The organism is uncultured Polaribacter sp., assembly GCF_947501385.1.
In the GTDB taxonomy this organism is placed as follows: Bacteria; Bacteroidota; Bacteroidia; order Flavobacteriales; family Flavobacteriaceae; genus Polaribacter.
The window spans coordinates 1-17,408 of record NZ_CANMVP010000025.1 but is presented as its reverse complement, the minus strand read 5'-3'; the positions used below and the strand labels follow the sequence as shown (position 1 = coordinate 17,408).

The 17,408-nt window shown below is 32.5% G+C and carries 18 protein-coding genes; 9 read left to right on the top strand and 9 right to left on the bottom strand.

All coding sequences use genetic code 11. From position 1 onward, the window contains the following. Positions 1-32: 32 nt before the first annotated feature. The 9 genes from Q0998_RS15265 to Q0998_RS15225 form a co-directional block, all read right to left on the bottom strand. Positions 33-479 (bottom strand): KTSC domain-containing protein, encoded by a 447-nt coding sequence (locus tag Q0998_RS15265; RefSeq protein WP_299671327.1) that lies wholly within the window; start codon positions 477-479, stop codon positions 33-35. A 75-nt stretch (positions 480-554) separates the two neighbouring features. Then, positions 555-947 (bottom strand): hypothetical protein, encoded by a 393-nt coding sequence (locus Q0998_RS15260; protein ID WP_299671325.1) that lies wholly within the window; start codon positions 945-947, stop codon positions 555-557. Positions 948-1,023: 76 nt separating this feature from the next. Then, on the bottom strand, positions 1,024-1,977 hold the full coding sequence (locus tag Q0998_RS15255) for a M20/M25/M40 family metallo-hydrolase (RefSeq protein WP_299671323.1): 954 nt from the start codon (positions 1,975-1,977) through the stop codon (positions 1,024-1,026). Between the two features lie 25 nt (positions 1,978-2,002). Beyond that, the gene (locus Q0998_RS15250) at positions 2,003-2,893 is read right to left on the bottom strand and encodes a septum formation inhibitor Maf (protein ID WP_299671321.1); all 891 of its coding nucleotides are present in this window, start codon (positions 2,891-2,893) and stop codon (positions 2,003-2,005) included. Between the two features lie 180 nt (positions 2,894-3,073). Further along, the gene (locus tag Q0998_RS15245) at positions 3,074-4,870 is read right to left on the bottom strand and encodes an acyl-CoA dehydrogenase family protein (RefSeq protein ID WP_299671319.1); all 1,797 of its coding nucleotides are present in this window, start codon (positions 4,868-4,870) and stop codon (positions 3,074-3,076) included. Positions 4,871-5,005: 135 nt separating this feature from the next. After that, positions 5,006-6,199, bottom strand: a complete 1,194-nt coding sequence (locus tag Q0998_RS15240) for an acetyl-CoA C-acyltransferase (RefSeq protein ID WP_299671317.1) — start codon at positions 6,197-6,199, stop codon at positions 5,006-5,008. A gap of 135 nt (positions 6,200-6,334) precedes the next feature. Then, a complete protein-coding gene (locus Q0998_RS15235; RefSeq protein ID WP_299671315.1) occupies positions 6,335-6,694 on the bottom strand; it encodes a four helix bundle protein in 360 nt (119 codons plus the stop codon). Positions 6,695-6,736: 42 nt separating this feature from the next. Next, the gene (locus tag Q0998_RS15230; protein WP_299671313.1) at positions 6,737-9,142 is read right to left on the bottom strand and encodes a 3-hydroxyacyl-CoA dehydrogenase/enoyl-CoA hydratase family protein; all 2,406 of its coding nucleotides are present in this window, start codon (positions 9,140-9,142) and stop codon (positions 6,737-6,739) included. 12 nt (positions 9,143-9,154) lie between these two features. Next, positions 9,155-9,613: a MarR family transcriptional regulator gene (locus Q0998_RS15225; RefSeq protein WP_299671311.1), complete on the bottom strand. Its 459-nt coding sequence runs from the start codon at positions 9,611-9,613 to the stop codon at positions 9,155-9,157. Between the two features lie 179 nt (positions 9,614-9,792). On the opposite strand from Q0998_RS15225, the gene Q0998_RS15220 reads away from it, so the two are divergent. From Q0998_RS15220 to Q0998_RS15180, 9 genes are all read left to right on the top strand, one after another. Further along, complete coding sequence (locus Q0998_RS15220) at positions 9,793-10,722, top strand: ABC transporter ATP-binding protein (protein WP_299671309.1); 930 nt, start codon at positions 9,793-9,795, stop codon at positions 10,720-10,722. A 2-nt stretch (positions 10,723-10,724) separates the two neighbouring features. Further along, positions 10,725-12,044 (top strand): ABC transporter permease, encoded by a 1,320-nt coding sequence (locus Q0998_RS15215; protein WP_299671307.1) that lies wholly within the window; start codon positions 10,725-10,727, stop codon positions 12,042-12,044. 3 nt (positions 12,045-12,047) lie between these two features. Continuing rightward, positions 12,048-12,953, top strand: coding sequence for a mechanosensitive ion channel domain-containing protein (locus tag Q0998_RS15210; protein ID WP_299671305.1), 906 nt, complete (start codon positions 12,048-12,050; stop codon positions 12,951-12,953). Positions 12,954-12,967: 14 nt separating this feature from the next. After that, complete coding sequence (locus tag Q0998_RS15205) at positions 12,968-13,837, top strand: DUF6268 family outer membrane beta-barrel protein (RefSeq protein ID WP_299671303.1); 870 nt, start codon at positions 12,968-12,970, stop codon at positions 13,835-13,837. Next, the gene (locus Q0998_RS15200; protein ID WP_299671301.1) at positions 13,837-15,000 is read left to right on the top strand and encodes a sigma-54 dependent transcriptional regulator; all 1,164 of its coding nucleotides are present in this window, start codon (positions 13,837-13,839) and stop codon (positions 14,998-15,000) included. Before Q0998_RS15205 ends, Q0998_RS15200 begins: the two co-directional genes overlap by 1 nt. Before the next feature lie 7 nt (positions 15,001-15,007). Further along, on the top strand, positions 15,008-15,556 hold the full coding sequence (locus tag Q0998_RS15195) for a hypothetical protein (protein WP_299671300.1): 549 nt from the start codon (positions 15,008-15,010) through the stop codon (positions 15,554-15,556). Positions 15,557-15,714: 158 nt separating this feature from the next. Further along, on the top strand, positions 15,715-16,356 hold the full coding sequence (locus Q0998_RS15190) for a peroxiredoxin (protein WP_299671298.1): 642 nt from the start codon (positions 15,715-15,717) through the stop codon (positions 16,354-16,356). A gap of 69 nt (positions 16,357-16,425) precedes the next feature. Beyond that, positions 16,426-16,734, top strand: coding sequence for a thioredoxin family protein (locus tag Q0998_RS15185; RefSeq protein ID WP_299671296.1), 309 nt, complete (start codon positions 16,426-16,428; stop codon positions 16,732-16,734). A gap of 1 nt (position 16,735) precedes the next feature. Next, on the top strand, positions 16,736-16,993 hold the full coding sequence (locus Q0998_RS15180) for a hypothetical protein (RefSeq protein WP_299671294.1): 258 nt from the start codon (positions 16,736-16,738) through the stop codon (positions 16,991-16,993). Positions 16,994-17,408 lie beyond the last annotated feature (415 nt).

Below are 17,408 nucleotides of genomic sequence, written 5' to 3'. Positions count from 1 at the left end.
ACATTTTTCAATCTTTTTAAAATAAAATATTATTAAGCCATTACTGAAGCTTTTTTAGATTTTCTGTAGGTAAAAGAATTAAATATATTTCTTTTACCGAAATTGTTCATCGATTTTGCATTTACAAATTTCCCAAAAAGAATTTTGCTAACTCCAAAATATTCATACGTATTACCATCCGTAAAAGTAACTTCTAACAACATACTTTTATGATGCCAATCTGCAACTTGAAACTCTGTAATGGTCGTTTTATAAGCCTCTAAGTTCGCTGCTTTAGTTTCTGGAGCAATACTTACCAAAAAGTGATACCCATCTATAATTTTTGTACTTACGGTTTCTGCTTCCGCTTTTTTTTCTTCATCCTGAAATTTATCTGGATGCCATTCTTTTACCAAACCTCTATAGGTAGTTTTCAATTCCTTTAAGTTAATTGGACCTTCTACTTTAAAAAGTTTTTTATATTCTTTGATACGCTTCATTTCTGTATTTTCAAATTGCGTGCAAAAGTACTGATAAAAAAGAGATTAGCTCTTTGTTTTTTACTTTAATTCAATTTATTTTTTAGACAGTTTTACAAAAACATAGGTAAAGAATAAAAAGAAAAGAAGATCATTTAAACCATAGATCGCATAAAAGATTCCAGCCATCATGTCTTCGTTAAAAATAGCCGAAACATCATTTTCTAATCTCCAAATTATCCAAATAATACCATAAATTAGTTTTTCAACAGCAAAAACAGCAACCAACCATTTTACTTTTGCATAATCTTTGGCTACAGAAATATAAGCAAACCCCCAAACAACAATCATGAGCAGCCCAAAATTAGACATCACTACATTGTCATACTTTGGAATGAATTCGTTGGTAAAAAATCTTGATAGTAGTAAAACAGCAACAATATTTGAGATTCCTGATAAGATAAAGCCTTTTGTAATGGTGTTTTTCATTGAATTAAATATTTAAAAATAGGTTTAAAGTTTGATTTTTGTTATGATATTGATGAGTTAAATGTATGCAATTCTACTATAAAGAAGTATCAAAATTTTCAATAGCCTGAATAATCAATTTTACAGCATCTATATAAAAAGATTGATTGATGTTTTTAAAAGTATCTGTGGGTTTGTGATAATCTTTATGATCCTCTACACCAAAATAAATAAACGGAATTTTCTCTTTGTGAAAAATTCTGTGATCTGAAGAAAACGTCCAATCCTCTTGTTTTTTATTGTTTGGGTCATCATGACCAAAAAGTAAAGTAATTGGCGAATTTATATTCTCTAACGGTTCTTTTAACTGTGGATAATGATACAAGCCAGATGCATACAATTGTAGAGAATCATTATGTGCAATCATATCCATATTAATATTTAAGACAATGTTATCTTTTTTAGGATCATTTTTCAAGAAATAATCTGCGCCCAAAGAACCAATCTCTTCTGCATCTACAGCAGCAAAAACCAAGGTGTGTTTTGGGTTTTTTTTGTGAAAGTATTCAGCAATGGCAAATAAAGCGGCTGTGCCTGAAGCGTCATCATCTGCGCCATTATAAATTTTTCCATTCTTGATTCCTAAATGATCTAAATGACCAGTAATAACAATGGTATTTTTAATTTTTCCTGAAATTTTTCCAACTACATTTCCTCCAATAACCGTGGTATCTTGTACATTAGAAAAATCTTCGTTTGCATTTTTTACAGGAAACATGCTGTGTCTTCGTTTTCCTGAAAACGTATATGGAAATTCTTGAATAAATTTATTTCCAATGACAGTTTCTAAACCAATTTCTTCAAATTTATTGGCAATAAATTGTTGTGCTTTATAATTACCAGGTTTTGAGAATCCTCTGCCTTCTAAAGAATCATGAGCTAGTATTTCAATACTTTCTAAAAGCATTTCTTCATTGATTTCCATTTTTTTTGGAGCACAACTAAGCATTGATAAAGTGATCGCAAAAATAAATAAGCCTTTGGTTTTCATTTTGATTTTTATTTAAAACAGGATTTTACAATCCTAATAATTTACGTTCTTTGGTATCTGTAACACCATTTTTACTCCAGTAAGCAGATTGTATGGTGTTTATTTTTGCTGCTTTGGTCGTCAATATTTTACCTCTTTGCGTTATAGTTTCTTCCCAACTTTCAATGGTAAAAGGAAATTCTTTTGTTACTTTAATAACTAACATTCTTTTCAACTCAGGATAATTTATAGTATACACTATAAAATCATCTTTTTCTTTTAAAGAAACTTCAGCTTTATACGCTTTTATTTTTTGATGGTTGAGCGCTAAAAATTCAAAAGATGGAATGATTTCTAAATTTCCAGTAGGTAAATTTTTTGGGTTGATTCGCAATAGATTCCAAAGTTCATTTTCTAAAACATTTTTCTCAAGAGACAATTCTCTGTCTGCATTGCTTTCAAAATAAGAATGAAAATCAATCTCAAATTGATTTCTATTATTTAGTTGCACAAATGTATTCCCACACCATTCTTGTGCTGAAAAAGAAATTTTTATTGCTTGTTGATTTGTATCGATAGGAGAGAAGGTACTTGTCATTAAAGCATAAGGATAAATGCCTGTTACGTATTTTTTGGTACTATTCAATTTTAAAATAGGAACATTGTTTTCGTTTCTGTTGTCTGCTTTTACTTGTTTTTCTGGCAGAAAGTCTTCTGTAACGTAGATGTTTACGGCTGTTCCTTCATGTATTTCTCCATATCTATTTTGAGATAGTTTATAAGAGGTAATTTCTGCCTTTCCTTGATACCAGTATGCATTAAATTTTGGGTGTTTTTGTAATTTCTGAATATCTTTTGAAAGATTACGCGTCGATTTTTCTGAATTATTATTGTTGCAAAAAACCAACAATATGGAAGTTGCTATTAATGGAAGCATTATTTTAAGAGAAAGTTGCATATAAAGATGGTGTTTAAAAAGTCTAAATTACAATAATATGAAGGAAAAAATAAATATTATTAGATGTTTGGCAACAAAAAAGACCATCTTTTCGGATGGTCTTTCAAACAAACAACTAATTCTTAAAACTTTTATATTCTAAGAATTTTTTAAATATCTTTAGAAGCAGTATTTATTTTCTGCTTTTACTTTTTCAGCTATTTCATTCCGTAAATCTACAATATCTGGATAATTCACATATTTTGTAAAACGTTTTAATCCCGTTAATAACATACGTTGTTCATCGCCTTCAGCAAAAGAAATAATACTTTCTTTTCCTTTTTCTTCAATCTTATCTACTGCATGATATAAATACAATTTAGACATTGCAATTTGTACAGATTGAGAAGCTTCACCAGAACGTTTTGCATTTTTCTCTGTTCTTAAAATTGCTGATTCTGCCATATAGATTTCAATTAAGATATCTGCAGCTGCAATTAACAACTGTTGATGTTTTTCCATGTCTGCACCATATTTCTGAAGTGCTGCACCCGCTACCATTAAGAATGTCTTTTTCAGTTTCTCAATCATGTGCTTTTCTTCTGAAAATAATTCAGAATAATCTGGCGTCTCAAAAGAAGGAATGCCCATTAATTCTTCCTGTACTTTTGTAGCAGGACCTAATAAATCAACATGACCTTTCATGGCTTTTTTGATCAACATACCTACAGAAAGCATTCTGTTAATTTCGTTTGTTCCTTCGTAAATTCTAGCAATTCTTGCATCTCTCCAAGCAGATTCCATTGGCGTTTCTTCAGAAAAGCCCATGCCACCAAAAATCTGAATTCCCTCATCTGCACAATTTTGAATGTCTTCAGAAACGGCAACTTTTAGAATAGAACATTCAATTGCATATTCTTCTACACCTTTTAATTCTGCTTCTTGATGTGTGTTTCCAGCGGCAACTCTTAAAGCAATTCTATCTTCGATATCTTTTGCAGCTCTATAAGATGCAGATTCACCAACATAAGCATCTGTTGTCATTTCTGCTAACTTTACTTTAATGGCACCAAAATCTGCAATAGGGGTTTTAAATTGTCTACGTTCTGTCGCGTATTTTACTGCGTGTGTTATTACTCTTCTTTGAGAATCTAAACAAGCTGCAGCCAATTTAATACGACCCACATTTAAAGCGTTCATGGCGATTTTAAAACCTTCTCCACGTCCAGCCAACATATTGTCAGCAGAAACTACGGTATCATTAAAAAACACTTGTCTGGTAGAAGAAGCTCTAATCCCCAATTTATGTTCTTCTTCACCCATGGTAATTCCGTTCGGATTGTCTTTGTCATATTCAACAATAAAACCTGTAATGTTTTTATCATTTTCAATACGTGCAAAAACAATCATTAAACGACAAAAACCTGCGTTCGAAATCCACATTTTTTGACCATTAATCTTGTATGATTTTCCATCACCAGACAATTCTGCAGTTGTTTTTCCTGAATTTGCATCAGACCCTGCACCTGGTTCTGTTAAACAATAGGCTCCAAACCATTCACCGGTAGCCAATTTAGGAACGTATTTTTCTTTTTGTTCTTGTGTACCATATAAGGTAATTGGCATGGTTCCAATTCCTGTATGTGCACCAAAAGCAGTACTAAAAGAACCAGTTCCGCTTGATATATAATCACAAGTTAACATGGTAGAAACGAATCCCATTCCTAAGCCACCAAATTCCTCTGGCACAGCAACACCTAAAAAGCCTAGTTCACCTGCTTTACGCATTACTTCTTCTGTTAATGCATAATCTTTTGCTTCAAAACGAGCTTTGTGAGGAATGATTTCACGATCATTAAATTCCATCACAGCTTCTTTCATCATTTGTTGCTCCTCAGTAAAATCTTCTGGAGTAAAAACGTCTTCACAGTTTGTTTCTTTTACAAGAAATTGACCACCTCTTAATAATTCTGCCATTTTAAAGCCCCCTGTCCCCCAACAAAGGGGGAAATTATCCTGCCGAGGGTTTCGCAGGGATAAAATTAATATATTATTTATTTTTTTTCACAAACTTGCTCAAAGTCTTCCCTTTGGGAAGATTTAGATGGGATTTTAACTTAAAAACTCAAACACACCCGCAGCACCTTGTCCTGTACCAACACACATGGTTACCATTCCGTATTTATTTTTTAGGTCTCTTTTGCGCATTTCATCAAATAATTGCACAGATAATTTTGCTCCTGTACAACCTAAAGGATGTCCTAGTGCAATGGCACCACCATTTACATTTACAATGTCTTGGTTTAGATCTAATTCGCGCATTACTGCTAGAGATTGAGAAGCAAATGCTTCGTTCAACTCTATCAATTCAATGTCACTTTGTTTCAATCCTGCTTGTTTTAAAACTTTCGGAATTGCAGCAACAGGACCAATTCCCATAATTCTAGGTTCTACACCTGCAGCAGCATAATTAACGACTCTTGCAATAGGCTCTAAATTTAATTCTTTGACCATTTCTTCGCTCATTACCATTACAAAAGCTGCACCATCACTCATTTGTGATGAATTTCCTGCCGTTACACTTCCACCAGCAGCAAAAACCGGACGTAATTTGTTTAATACCGCAGTTGAAGTTCCAGCTCTAGGTCCTTCATCTTTAGTTACCGTATATTTTTTGGTTGCTTTTTTTCCATTTGCGTCTAGATATGTTTGTTCAACTTCAATAGGGACAATCTGATCTTGAAAACGATTTTCTGCTTGCGCTCTCAAGGCTTTTACATGAGAATTGTAGGCAAATTCATCTTGATCTTTTCTAGAAACCTTAAATTGATTTGCTACAGCTTCTGCCGTATTTCCCATTCCCCAGTAATAATCTGCATGACCATCCTTAATCGTGTCATAGTTTAATTCTGGTCTAAAACCTGTCATTGGTACAGAACTCATACTCTCTGCTCCACCAGCAATGATACATTCTGCCATTCCTGCTTGAATTTTAGCAGCAGCCATTGCAATTGTTTCAATTCCTGAAGAACAAAAACGATTGACGGTTACTCCTGGAACATCCACAGAATTTAAACCTATTAAAGAAATAAAACGCGCCATGTTTAGTCCTTGAGAACCTTCTGGCATGGCATTACCAACAATTACATCATCAATACGCTTTACGTCTAAATTTGGTAATTCTTTCATCATATGTTGAATGGTTTCTGCCCCCAACTCATCTGCACGTTTAAAACGAAAAACACCTTTTGGCGCTTTCGCAACTGCAGTTCTGTATGCTTTTACTATGTATGCTGTTTTGCTCATAATCTTTTATTATTTTGTTATGAAAGAGAAATTAGAATCTAGATGACTAGAAATTAGACTTCTTCTCTTTATTTACATTTTAAAATTTTTTATCTAGGCTTTACGGGTCTATATTCTATATCCTAATTATTTTTTTTAGTCTCCAAGATTATCAATAAACTTTCCTAACATTTTTTGAATTTGATTAATTTTATTTTCTAACATATCAAACTTATCTTTATCCAAATAATTTTCATTGAAGGAGACAATTAATTGAGTTTCCCATTCAAAAGCAGAACCTAAACTAGTTTCAAGGTATTTTTTAAAATGTCTATCTGTACTCTTACTAGAACCTTCTGCAATGTTTGAAGGAATTGAGACTGCACATCTATTCATTTGACTAATCAAATTAAATCTTTCAACATCTGGAAAAGATTTAGTCAAACTATAACTATCTCCCACAAGGATAATTCCTTCTTGCCAAACTTTTAACTTTTTAAAATTATGCCGTCCCATTTTTAGTCTAATTTCTAATTCTCTAAAATCTAGTTTCTTATTTTAGTTACGAAGCGGTTTCCCAGTCTTTAACATCGCCTGAATTCTTTCCAACGTTTTACGTTCTGTACATAAAGATAAAAACGCTTCTCTTTCCAAGTCTAATAAATACTGTTCTGTAACCATTGTAGGTTCAGATAAATCTCCTCCGGCCATTACATAAGCTAGTTTATTAGCAATTTTTTGGTCGTGTTCTGATATGTATTTAGAATGTTCCATAGCATCTGTTCCTACTAAAAACATACCTAAAGCTTGTTTCCCTAACACTTTTACATCTTTACGAGTTGCAGGTTGTGTATACCCACTTTCTGCCATGATTTTTGCGTGTGCTTTTGCAGTGGCAATTTGTCTGTCTTTATTTACAACCACTACATCTTTTCCTTTTTGAAGCAAGCCTAAATCGAATGCTTCATAAGCAGAAGTAGAAACTTTTGCCATACCAATGGTTAAGAAGTTTTCTTGTAAAATATTTAATTCTACATCTCCTTTGTGAAAAGAATCTGATGCTCTTAAAGCCATTTCTTTAGAACCACCACCACCAGGAATTACACCAACACCAAATTCTACTAATCCCATATAAGTTTCTGCTGCTGCAACCACTTTGTCTGCATGTAAAGAAATTTCACAACCACCACCTAAAGCCATTCCATGAGGAGCAGAAATAGTGGGTATGGAAGAATAACGCATGCGCATCATGGTGTCTTGGAAATATTTGATGGCATAATTTAATTCATCATATTCTTGCTCTACAGCCATCATAAAAATCATACCGATATTTGCTCCGACAGAGAAATTTGCTGCTTGATTACCAACCACCAAACCTTGAAAGTCTTTTTCAGCTAAATCTATTCCCTTATTAATACCTGCAAGAACATCACCACCAATCGTATTCATTTTAGACTGGAACTCGATATTTAAAATTCCGTCACCAATATCTTCAATCACAACACCAGAGTTTTTAAACACTTCGTTTGATTTTCTAATATTGTCTAAAATAATAAATCCGTCTTGACCCGGTTTTTTTGTATGAGATTTCGAAGGAATGTCATAATAATGAGTGGCTCCTTCTTTTACAGAATAAAAAGAGGTTGCACCAGAGGCTAACATTTCTGTTATCCAAGTGGCAGGTTCTGCCCCTTCTGCTTTCATTAGTTCGATACCTTTTTCGATACCCACGGCATCCCAAATTTCGAAAGGGCCATTTTCCCAACCGAAACCAGCTTTCATAGCATCGTCAATTTTATACAATTCGTCAGAAATTTCTGGAATTCTATTTTGAACATAGGCAAACATGGCTGCAAAATTCTTTCTGTAGAATTCACCAGCTTTATCTTTTCCGCCAATTAATATTTTAAATCTATCGATGGGTTTGTCTATTGTTTTTGTCAATTCTAAGGTTGCAAATTTTGCTTTTTTAGAAGGACGGTATTCCATCGTATCTAAATCTAAGGCTAAAATTTCCTTTTTTCCTTCAGCATTCACCGTTTTTTTGTAAAAACCTTGTCCTGTTTTGCTTCCTAACCATTTGTTTTCCATCATGGTATTGATGAAACCTGGTAGTTTAAACAATTCATGTGCTTCGTCATTAGGACAGTTCTCATAGATTCCATTGGCAACATGTACCAAGGTGTCTAAACCAACAACATCAACCGTTCTAAACGTAGCAGATTTTGGGCGACCAATTACGGGTCCCGTTAATTTATCTACTTCTTCTACCGTTAAACCTAATTCTTTTACTTGATGAAACAAAGACTGAATTCCAAAAATTCCGATTCTATTTCCTATAAATGCAGGAGTATCTTTTGCTAAAACTGAAGTTTTTCCTAAGAATTTCTCACCATACATCATTAAGAAATCGGTAACTTCTTGTGTACAATCAGGTCCTGGAACCACTTCAAACAATTTTAAATACCTAGGTGGATTAAAAAAGTGTGTTACTGCAAAATGCTTTTGAAAATCTTCGCTTCTTCCTTCATTCATAAATTGAATAGGAATTCCTGAAGTATTCGAAGAAATAATAGTTCCTGGAGTTCTATGTTTTTCTAATTTCTCAAAAACTATTTTTTTGATGTCTAGTCTTTCAACCACAACTTCCATAATCCAATCTACATCTTTTACTTTTGCAATATCATCCTCTAAATTACCCGTGGTAATTCTGCTTGCAAATTTTTGGTTGTAAATGGGTGATGGTTTTGATTTTAAAGAGGCCGTTAATGCATCGTTAACTAAACGATTACGAACAACCTTGTCTTCTAACGTTAATCCCTTTGCTTTTTCTTTGGCTGTTAATTCTCTTGGAACAATGTCCAATAAAAGAACTTCAACACCAATATTAGCAAAATGACAAGCAATACCACTTCCCATAATTCCGGAACCAATAATTGCTACTTTTTTAATTCTTCTAGTCATTTGTTTATTATTTTATACCGCTTTATTATTTACTTCCATAAAAATTTCTTTTGCAGCAATTAATTTATTGATGGTTGTGGTTACATTAAAAAAACCTTCTAAATCTCTTTCTGTAATGTTATTAATGATGGTTTCATTAAACTGAATCACATGCCCTCTAGAAACTTTCCGCATTTCTTTTCCATATTCTGTCAATTTAATAATTACACTTCTACCATCATCAGGATTTTTCTCTCTACAGATTGCACCTTTGTCTTCCATACTTTTTAAAATTCTAGAAAGACTGGTTGGCTCCATGCCCATTAAAGGACCTAAAGCTGTAGAAGGAGTTCCATTTTCTTTGTCAATATTCAATAAAACAAAAGCTGTAGACATGGTGCTGTTATGTGTCAATGCTTGTTCATTGTACATTTTAGCAACCGCTTGCCAGGTTGCTCTAAGTTGATGATCTATGGATTTGTGTTTGTTCATTGGTTCAAATATAGTAAAATTTATTATGCATGCATAGTAAATTACAAAAAAGTTATGCGTGCATAGTAAATTTTAACAGAATTTTAAAGTGGAAGCTCCTCATCTTAAAAGTTATAAATACCTTTAAAATATGTAAGTTTGTATTTATTCGTTATTCAAAAGAAATCAACCAAAAATTAATGAAAAATTTATTAGAAATAAATAATGTAGTAAAAAAGTATGGCGATTTTACTGCTTTAAATGATGTTACCATTCACATACCTAAAGGCAGTGTTTATGGTTTGTTAGGACCCAATGGTGCCGGAAAAACGTCTTTAATTAGAATAATCAATCAAATAACGTTGCCAGATGCTGGTTCGATAATTTTAGATGGCGAAAAATTAGCAGCACATCATATAGAGCAAATAGGCTATTTGCCAGAAGAACGGGGTTTGTATAAATCTATGAAAGTGGGGGAACAAGCGTTGTATTTGGCACAGTTAAAAGGATTGAGTAAAGCCGAAGCAAAAAAAAGATTGCACTATTGGTTTGATAAATTTGATATTTCTGCTTGGTGGGGCAAAAAAATCGAAGCACTTTCTAAAGGAATGGCACAAAAAGTACAATTTATTGTTACGGTAATGCACAATCCTAAATTGTTAATTTTTGATGAGCCTTTTTCTGGTTTCGACCCTATAAATGCACAATTAATTGCCAATGAAATTTTACAATTAAGAGACAATGGCGCAACCATTATTTTTTCTACGCATAGAATGGAATCTGTAGAAGAAATGTGTGATGAAATTGCATTGATCAATAAATCGAATAAAATTTTAGATGGAAAGTTAGAAGATATCAAGCGTGCGTTTAAAACAAATACGTTTCAAGTAGGTTTAAAAACAGCAAATCCTAAAGAAGTAGAAGATGCTTTAAAAGAAAACTTTAAGGTGACTCCTGCAGATTTTAAATTGTTACATAAAGGTTTAGCTTTAAACGTCCAATTAAATGAAAATAGCAGCGCTAACGATTTGTTAACTTTTTTAACCAGTAGAGGAGAAGTACAGCATTTTGTAGAATTGATACCTAGTGCAAATGATATTTTTATTCAAGCAATCCATAAAAACAATTAAGTATGAGTAAGTTAAAATTAATTATTCATAGAGAATTTGTTGCGAAGGTTCGGAACAAATCATTTATAGTGATGACTTTTTTAAGTCCGTTAATTATGGTAGGTATGATTACTTTAGTTGTTTTTCTAATGCGAAAAAATGATGAAAAAGCGAAGGACATCGTGTATGTAGATAATTCTGGTTTGTTTGAGAAAACAGATTTTGAAGATACTGAATCTATAAAATATACAGATTTTACCGCTTTAGGAATCATAGAAACAAAGAAACATGTTGAAGAAGGAAGCTATTATGGGGTTTTATATATTCCGAAGAAAGATAGTTTAGAAATACTTGCAAGCGCCGTAGAATTTTATTCTAAAGACTCACCAGGATTGTCTCTAATGAATACTTTAGAAAACAAAGTGGAAACAAAACTTCGAAATAAAAAATTGACCAATTTGGGTATTGATTTAGAACAAATAAAAGCTTCAAAAATTAACACAGACATAAAAATGTTTAATTTCTCTGGCGAAGAATCCTCCAAATTAATAAACGGTTTAAAAATTGGCGTAGGTGCCATTGCGGGCTATTTACTCATGATGTTTGTAATGATTTATGGAACTTCTGTGATGCGAAGCGTTATTGAGGAAAAAACAAGCAGAATCATAGAAATCATAGTTTCATCAGTAAAACCATTTCAGTTAATGTTGGGTAAAATTATTGGAAATGCTTCTGCAGGCTTGCTTCAGTTTTTTATCTGGGGAATTTTACTTTTTGTAATTTTAAGTGTTGTTTCGGCTGTTTTTGGTGTAGATGTTTCTGAAATGCAAGCGAATTCTGTTTCTTCAGAACAATTAGACGCCGTTAAAAATGCAAGTAGCGGAGATAAAATGCAATTAATAATTCAAGAAATATTAAGATTGCCAATTCTAAAATTATTTGTACTTTTTATCTTTTATTTTTTAGGAGGTTTTATGTTGTACAGTTCGCTGTTTGCAGCGGTAGGCGCAGCAGTAGATAATGAAACAGACACGCAACAATTTATGTTGCCAATTATGTTGCCTTTAATTTTAGGGGTTTATGTTGGTTTTGCAACGGTTATGAATGCTCCTCATGGTGCTGTAGCAGTGCTATTTTCTTACATTCCTTTTACGAGTCCTATTGTAATGTTAATGAGAGTCCCATTTGGGGTTTCTTGGACAGAATTAGCAATTTCAATGGCATTATTATTGGTTACCTTTGTATTTATGGTTTGGTTGGCAGCAAAAATCTATAGAGTAGGTATTTTAATGTATGGTAAAAAAGCTACTTATAAAGACTTATATAAATGGTTAAAATATTAGAAAATGCAAGATAAAATAGAGCAAGTAAAAGAAGCAATTGTCGAAGAAGCAAATTCTATCTTAGACTATCCTTTTGAGCTTTCAGATGATATTAGCATCACTGTAAAAGGGTTACTATTTATTGCTATTGCGTTAATCTTATCTGCTATCATACTTAAATTTGCACGGAGGTTTTTAACAAGAAAAATGCCTGTAAACGACAAGCAAAAATTTGTAACGGTTTTTAGTTACATCAGATGGTTTGTTTTTTTAGTTATTTTTTTAATAGGAATGCATTCTGCTGGAGTGAATGTAACGGCAGTTTTTGCAGCTTCTGCAGCACTTTTAATTGGTGTTGGTTTGGCATTGCAAACATTGTTTCAAGATATTATATCTGGAATATTTATTTTAGTAGATCAATCCGTTCATGTAGGTGATATTATAGAACTAGAAGGAAAAGTAGGTCGTGTTTTAGACATCAGATTAAGAACAACAAGAGCTGTAACGATAGATAATAAGGTATTGGTAATTCCGAATCATTTATATTTAACCAATATTTTGTTTAATTGGACCGAAAACGGAACAGAAACTAGAGAATCTGTAACTGTAGGAGTTTCTTATGGAAGTGATGTAAATTTAGTGAAGGAAATTTTATTAAAAACCACAAAAGATCAGGATAAAATTTTAAAAATCCCAGAACCAAAAGTGTTGTTTACAGATTTTGCAGACAGTTCTTTAAATTTTAAATTGGTATTTTCTTTAAATGATAGTTTTGAAACAAGATTTGTACAAAGTGATTTACGTTTTGCAATAGATAAAGCTTTTAGAGATAACAATGTTACCATTCCTTTCCCTCAAAGAGATGTGCATGTGTATTCAGATAAGGAATCAGGATTGAAATTGATAAGTAAAAGAAAAGAAAAGGAATAATTAAAATTTAGAAAATGAAGAAATGTCTTTTAGGGATTGTATTTTTTGTGAGTTATTTCTTAAATGCACAATTAACAGATTTAGCAAGATTAGAATATTCCTTTATTCCTAAAAACAATTCAGAAGACCAGTATACAAGAATCAGGGCATTGGTAAATTATCCTATTGAAGTAAAAGAAGACAGTTATTTTGTAGTAGGTGGTGAATACAATCGAATTTTTTTAAACTTAAATGATAAGTATCCATTTAATACTTCCTTTTTAGAAACCATTACCGTTATCGATTTAAACTTCGCTTACACTTATAAAATGAATGATATATGGAGAGTTGCCTATAGCATTTCTCCCAGGTTAGCATCTACTTTAAATAAAAAATTAACGAAAGATGATTTCTTTCTAAACGGTGGTGTTTTTTTTATAAAAGACAGAACCAAAGCCAAAGACATCGCAAAACCTTACCGCTTAATTTTAGGTTTGACTTACAATACCACCGCAGGAATCCCGTTTCCACTTCCACTAATAAGTTACTTTAGACAAATGAATGAGAAGTGGTCATACACCGTGGGTGTTCCAAAAATGAATCTGAAATATGCTTTTAGTCCAGAGAAAAATTTGCAATCTTTTGTGGGTTTAGATGGTTATTTTGCGCATTTACAAAGACCTGAAACAGTTAACGGAGATCAAGTTGATAATATTTCTTTATCTCTTATTGTAGCCGGCTTAGGCTATGAATATCAATTTACAAAACATTTGGTTTGGTATACTTACGGTGGTTATACATTAAGATTGAATAACGTTCTAAGAAACAAAGACAGAGACAATGTATTTACATTAGATAATATAAATGCATTTTATTTACGAACAGGAATTAAATTTAAAATATAATGTCAAAAATACTCATAATAGAAGACGAAGCAGCCATTAGAAGAGTTCTGAAGAAAATTATTTCAGAGGAAAATGATGCCTATAAAGTTGAAGAAGCAGAAGATGGTTTGTTAGGTATTGAAATGATAAAAAATAACGATTACGATTTGGTTTTATGTGATATTAAAATGCCAAAGATGGATGGTGTTGAGGTGTTAGAGAAAGCGAAGAAGATGAAGCCAGAAATACCCATTGTCATGATCTCTGGTCATGGAGATTTAGATACCGCAGTGAATACAATGCGTTTAGGCGCCTTCGATTATATTTCTAAACCGCCAGATTTAAACCGACTTTTAAACACCGTAAGAAATGCTTTAGAGAAAAAAGTGTTGGTAGTAGAAAATAAAAGGCTGAAGAAAAAAGTGAGTAAAAGCTATGAAATGATTGGAGATAGTGAGGCTATTTCTCATATCAAAGACATGATTGAAAAAGTGGCAGCAACAGATGCAAGAGTTTTAATTACGGGCCCTAACGGAACAGGTAAAGAATTAGTTGCGCATTGGTTGCATGAAAAATCAGATCGCCATAAAGCACCTATGATTGAAGTGAATTGTGCAGCAATCCCTTCTGAATTGATAGAGAGTGAATTGTTTGGTCATGTAAAAGGTTCTTTTACGGGTGCAAATAAAGACAGAGCAGGAAAATTTGAAGCAGCCAATGGTGGAACCATTTTTCTAGATGAGATTGGAGACATGAGTCTTTCTGCACAAGCAAAGGTACTACGTGCGCTTCAAGAAAGCAGTATTTCTAGAGTGGGTTCAGATAAAGACATCAAAGTGAATGTTAGAGTAGTAGCTGCCACCAACAAAAATCTTCAAAAAGAGATTGCAGAAGGTAGGTTTAGAGAAGATTTATACCACAGATTGGCCGTTATTTTAATAAAAGTACCCGCGTTAAATGATCGAAGGGAAGACATTCCATTATTGGTTGATTTTTTCGCTAAAAAAATATCGGTAGAACAAGGTATGTCAGAAAAAACATTTTCAGAGAGCGCCATAGCATTGCTTCAAAAGTATAATTGGACAGGGAATATAAGAGAACTAAGAAATGTGGTAGAACGCTTAATAATTTTAGGAGAAAATATTGTTTCTGCAAACGATGTAAAACTATTTGCTAGTAAATAAATTAAGAATGATAAAACTTACAGCATACAATAAAAGAGCTTTTTTAGGAGGAATAATTTCTACCATTATCATGGGACTAGGAGCTTATTCTTTAGGTAGTATCAGCGGTTACGAAGCTAAAGAATTGATAGAGTCTTCCATATCTGGTACTAATATGTTGTGTAATACCATAGCATTGGCATCAGCAACAATTTTAGCACTCTTGCTTACTTTATTAAGTATTAGCTCGAGTTCAAAATCTAAATTAAATAAAGACCATTACAAACATGTTTTATTAATAGCAAAAATAGACACCATTGTTTTTGTGACTGCTATTATTGCGTTTCAACTGTTAAACATTCCCGTTACTCAGGCAGATAACGTTCCAACTGCTTGGTATACGTATATTTATTATATTAGTTTAATTATTTCTGCAGTGCTAAGTGGTGGTCTAATTAGTGTTGTATTGATGTTATTTAATACCGTTTCTAGTATTATAAAAATTGTGGGTTTGGGTAAGGAAGATCATCCTTTAATTCACAAAGAAAACAATGAAGACAAAGGCGAAGAGAAGTAATTTTTAAGAATAGTATAAAGCTATTTTAAATATTAAAAACTATAAATAAATCTGATGGAAAGATAAACTCTTCCCATCATTTTTTTTTCTTATTCTTTTATCTCCTTTCTATCTTTGCACCAGAAAAAAATAAAATAATCATTATAAATTTATACAATATGGCAACATTAGTTGGTAAAAAATTTCCAGATTTAAATGTAGACGCAATGAATGAAATGGGCGATACTTTTAAATTAAACATTTTAGAAGAAGCAGTAAATAGTAAAAAGAAAGTATTGTTATTTTGGTATCCAAAAGATTTTACATTTGTGTGTCCCACAGAATTGCATGCTTTCCAAGCCGCTTTAGGAGAGTTTGAAAAAAGAAACACGATTGTAATTGGTGCTTCTTGTGATACGCCAGAGGTTCATTTTGCATGGTTAAGTACTTCTAAAGATCATGGTGGAATTGAAGGTGTTACCTATCCAATTATAGCAGATAGTAATAGAAACTTATCATCTATCTTAGGTATTTTAGATATCTCAAATGAAACTTTTGATGAAGTTTCACAAACCATTCAAGTAGAAGGAGATAATGTAACCTATAGAGCTACCTATTTAATTGATGAAGAAGGAACTGTATTTCATGAAGGTGTTAATCACATGCCAGTGGGTAGAAATGTACATGAATTTTTACGTTTAATTGATGCATATTCACATGTACAGTCTCATGGTGAAGTTTGTCCTGCAAACTGGGAAGAAGGTAAAGAAGCCATGTCTGCCAATGCAAAAGGAACAGCAGCCTATTTAGCAACACATTAATAAATTAATTACGAATTATGAATTACAAATAGTAAATTTGTAATTCATAATTTAAAATTCATAGTTAAAATGGTACAAGAATTAACAGAAGATAATTTACAAATAATTGTTTCAGGAAATGAAAAAGTAGTAGTGCAATATTCCGCTACTTGGTGTGGTAATTGTAGAATTATGAAACCAAAGTTTAAAAAATTAGCAAATGAATTAGACGATGTAAAATTTGTAATTGTAGATGCTGAAAAATTTCCTGAAAGCAGAAAATTGGCAGATGTAAGTAATCTACCAACGTTTGCAATTTTTGTAAATGGCGAAAAGAAAAATCAAACACAAACAAATAAGTTTGATGTCTTGAAGGACTTGGTAAATGAAATAGTGTAATATGAAGTTACCCGTCATTAAGCATTTAACTGGTTTTATTGAAGAAAACGATCAAGATTATATTTTAGAAACCATTGCAACTTTAGAGGCACTAACGGAAGTACCGTCTTTAAAAGATGAAGAACTAGACGTTATTGGTGAATTGATTTCTAATATGTACGGAGCATTGGAAGTTGATAAGATGGTAAAACAGGGTACTCCAAAAAAAGAAGCCTTAAATACTTTTATGAAACGTGTTTTGGGGTCTATAGATACCTAAGTAAAGAATAAATTTATTAAAAGAGGTCGTCTAAACTATTTTTAGACGGCCTCTTTTTTGTTTCGCTTATTTTGACGCGACCATTAACTATTGCCTACATATTTGTATTTCTATAAACCGTTGTGCATTTTGAGTTAAATGTATTCCAAAATGTCAGTTCGAGACCCGAGAAAAATTTTTATCAAGCGGTTGGAATGACGTAATGTCTCCTCGAGCATTACTGAAATGAAAAGACATTTTCATTGAGAGTACCTAGCGAAGCTATCGAGAGGTTAAAGAAGGTCTCGATAGCTTCGCTAGCTACCTTCGGCGCAAAATACATTTTGCTTCTCGGCAATGCTCGACCAGACATATATTAATAATTTGTAAAACAGTAACTTACAAGCTACGTCAATGGTAGCATTGCCAAAATCAA

Bases quoted from the DNA above. Each gene is read 5' to 3' on its own strand.
- Q0998_RS15185 (WP_299671296.1), top strand. From the start codon at position 16,426: ATGGTACAAGAATTAACAGAAGATAATTTACAAATAATTGTTTCAGGA.
- Q0998_RS15240 (WP_299671317.1), bottom strand. From the start codon at position 6,199: ATGAGCAAAACAGCATACATAGTAAAAGCATACAGAACTGCAGTTGCG.
- Q0998_RS15215 (WP_299671307.1), top strand. From the start codon at position 10,725: ATGAGTAAGTTAAAATTAATTATTCATAGAGAATTTGTTGCGAAGGTT.
- Q0998_RS15250 (WP_299671321.1), bottom strand. From the start codon at position 2,893: ATGCTTCCATTAATAGCAACTTCCATATTGTTGGTTTTTTGCAACAAT.
- Q0998_RS15190 (WP_299671298.1), top strand. From the start codon at position 15,715: ATGGCAACATTAGTTGGTAAAAAATTTCCAGATTTAAATGTAGACGCA.
- Q0998_RS15205 (WP_299671303.1), top strand. From the start codon at position 12,968: ATGAAGAAATGTCTTTTAGGGATTGTATTTTTTGTGAGTTATTTCTTA.
- Q0998_RS15210 (WP_299671305.1), top strand. From the start codon at position 12,048: ATGCAAGATAAAATAGAGCAAGTAAAAGAAGCAATTGTCGAAGAAGCA.
- Q0998_RS15225 (WP_299671311.1), bottom strand. From the start codon at position 9,613: ATGAACAAACACAAATCCATAGATCATCAACTTAGAGCAACCTGGCAA.
- Q0998_RS15265 (WP_299671327.1), bottom strand. From the start codon at position 479: ATGAAGCGTATCAAAGAATATAAAAAACTTTTTAAAGTAGAAGGTCCA.
- Q0998_RS15235 (WP_299671315.1), bottom strand. From the start codon at position 6,694: ATGGGACGGCATAATTTTAAAAAGTTAAAAGTTTGGCAAGAAGGAATT.
- Q0998_RS15200 (WP_299671301.1), top strand. From the start codon at position 13,837: ATGTCAAAAATACTCATAATAGAAGACGAAGCAGCCATTAGAAGAGTT.
- Q0998_RS15220 (WP_299671309.1), top strand. From the start codon at position 9,793: ATGAAAAATTTATTAGAAATAAATAATGTAGTAAAAAAGTATGGCGAT.
- Q0998_RS15260 (WP_299671325.1), bottom strand. From the start codon at position 947: ATGAAAAACACCATTACAAAAGGCTTTATCTTATCAGGAATCTCAAAT.
- Q0998_RS15245 (WP_299671319.1), bottom strand. From the start codon at position 4,870: ATGGCAGAATTATTAAGAGGTGGTCAATTTCTTGTAAAAGAAACAAAC.
- Q0998_RS15195 (WP_299671300.1), top strand. From the start codon at position 15,008: ATGATAAAACTTACAGCATACAATAAAAGAGCTTTTTTAGGAGGAATA.
- Q0998_RS15255 (WP_299671323.1), bottom strand. From the start codon at position 1,977: ATGAAAACCAAAGGCTTATTTATTTTTGCGATCACTTTATCAATGCTT.
- Q0998_RS15180 (WP_299671294.1), top strand. From the start codon at position 16,736: ATGAAGTTACCCGTCATTAAGCATTTAACTGGTTTTATTGAAGAAAAC.
- Q0998_RS15230 (WP_299671313.1), bottom strand. From the start codon at position 9,142: ATGACTAGAAGAATTAAAAAAGTAGCAATTATTGGTTCCGGAATTATG.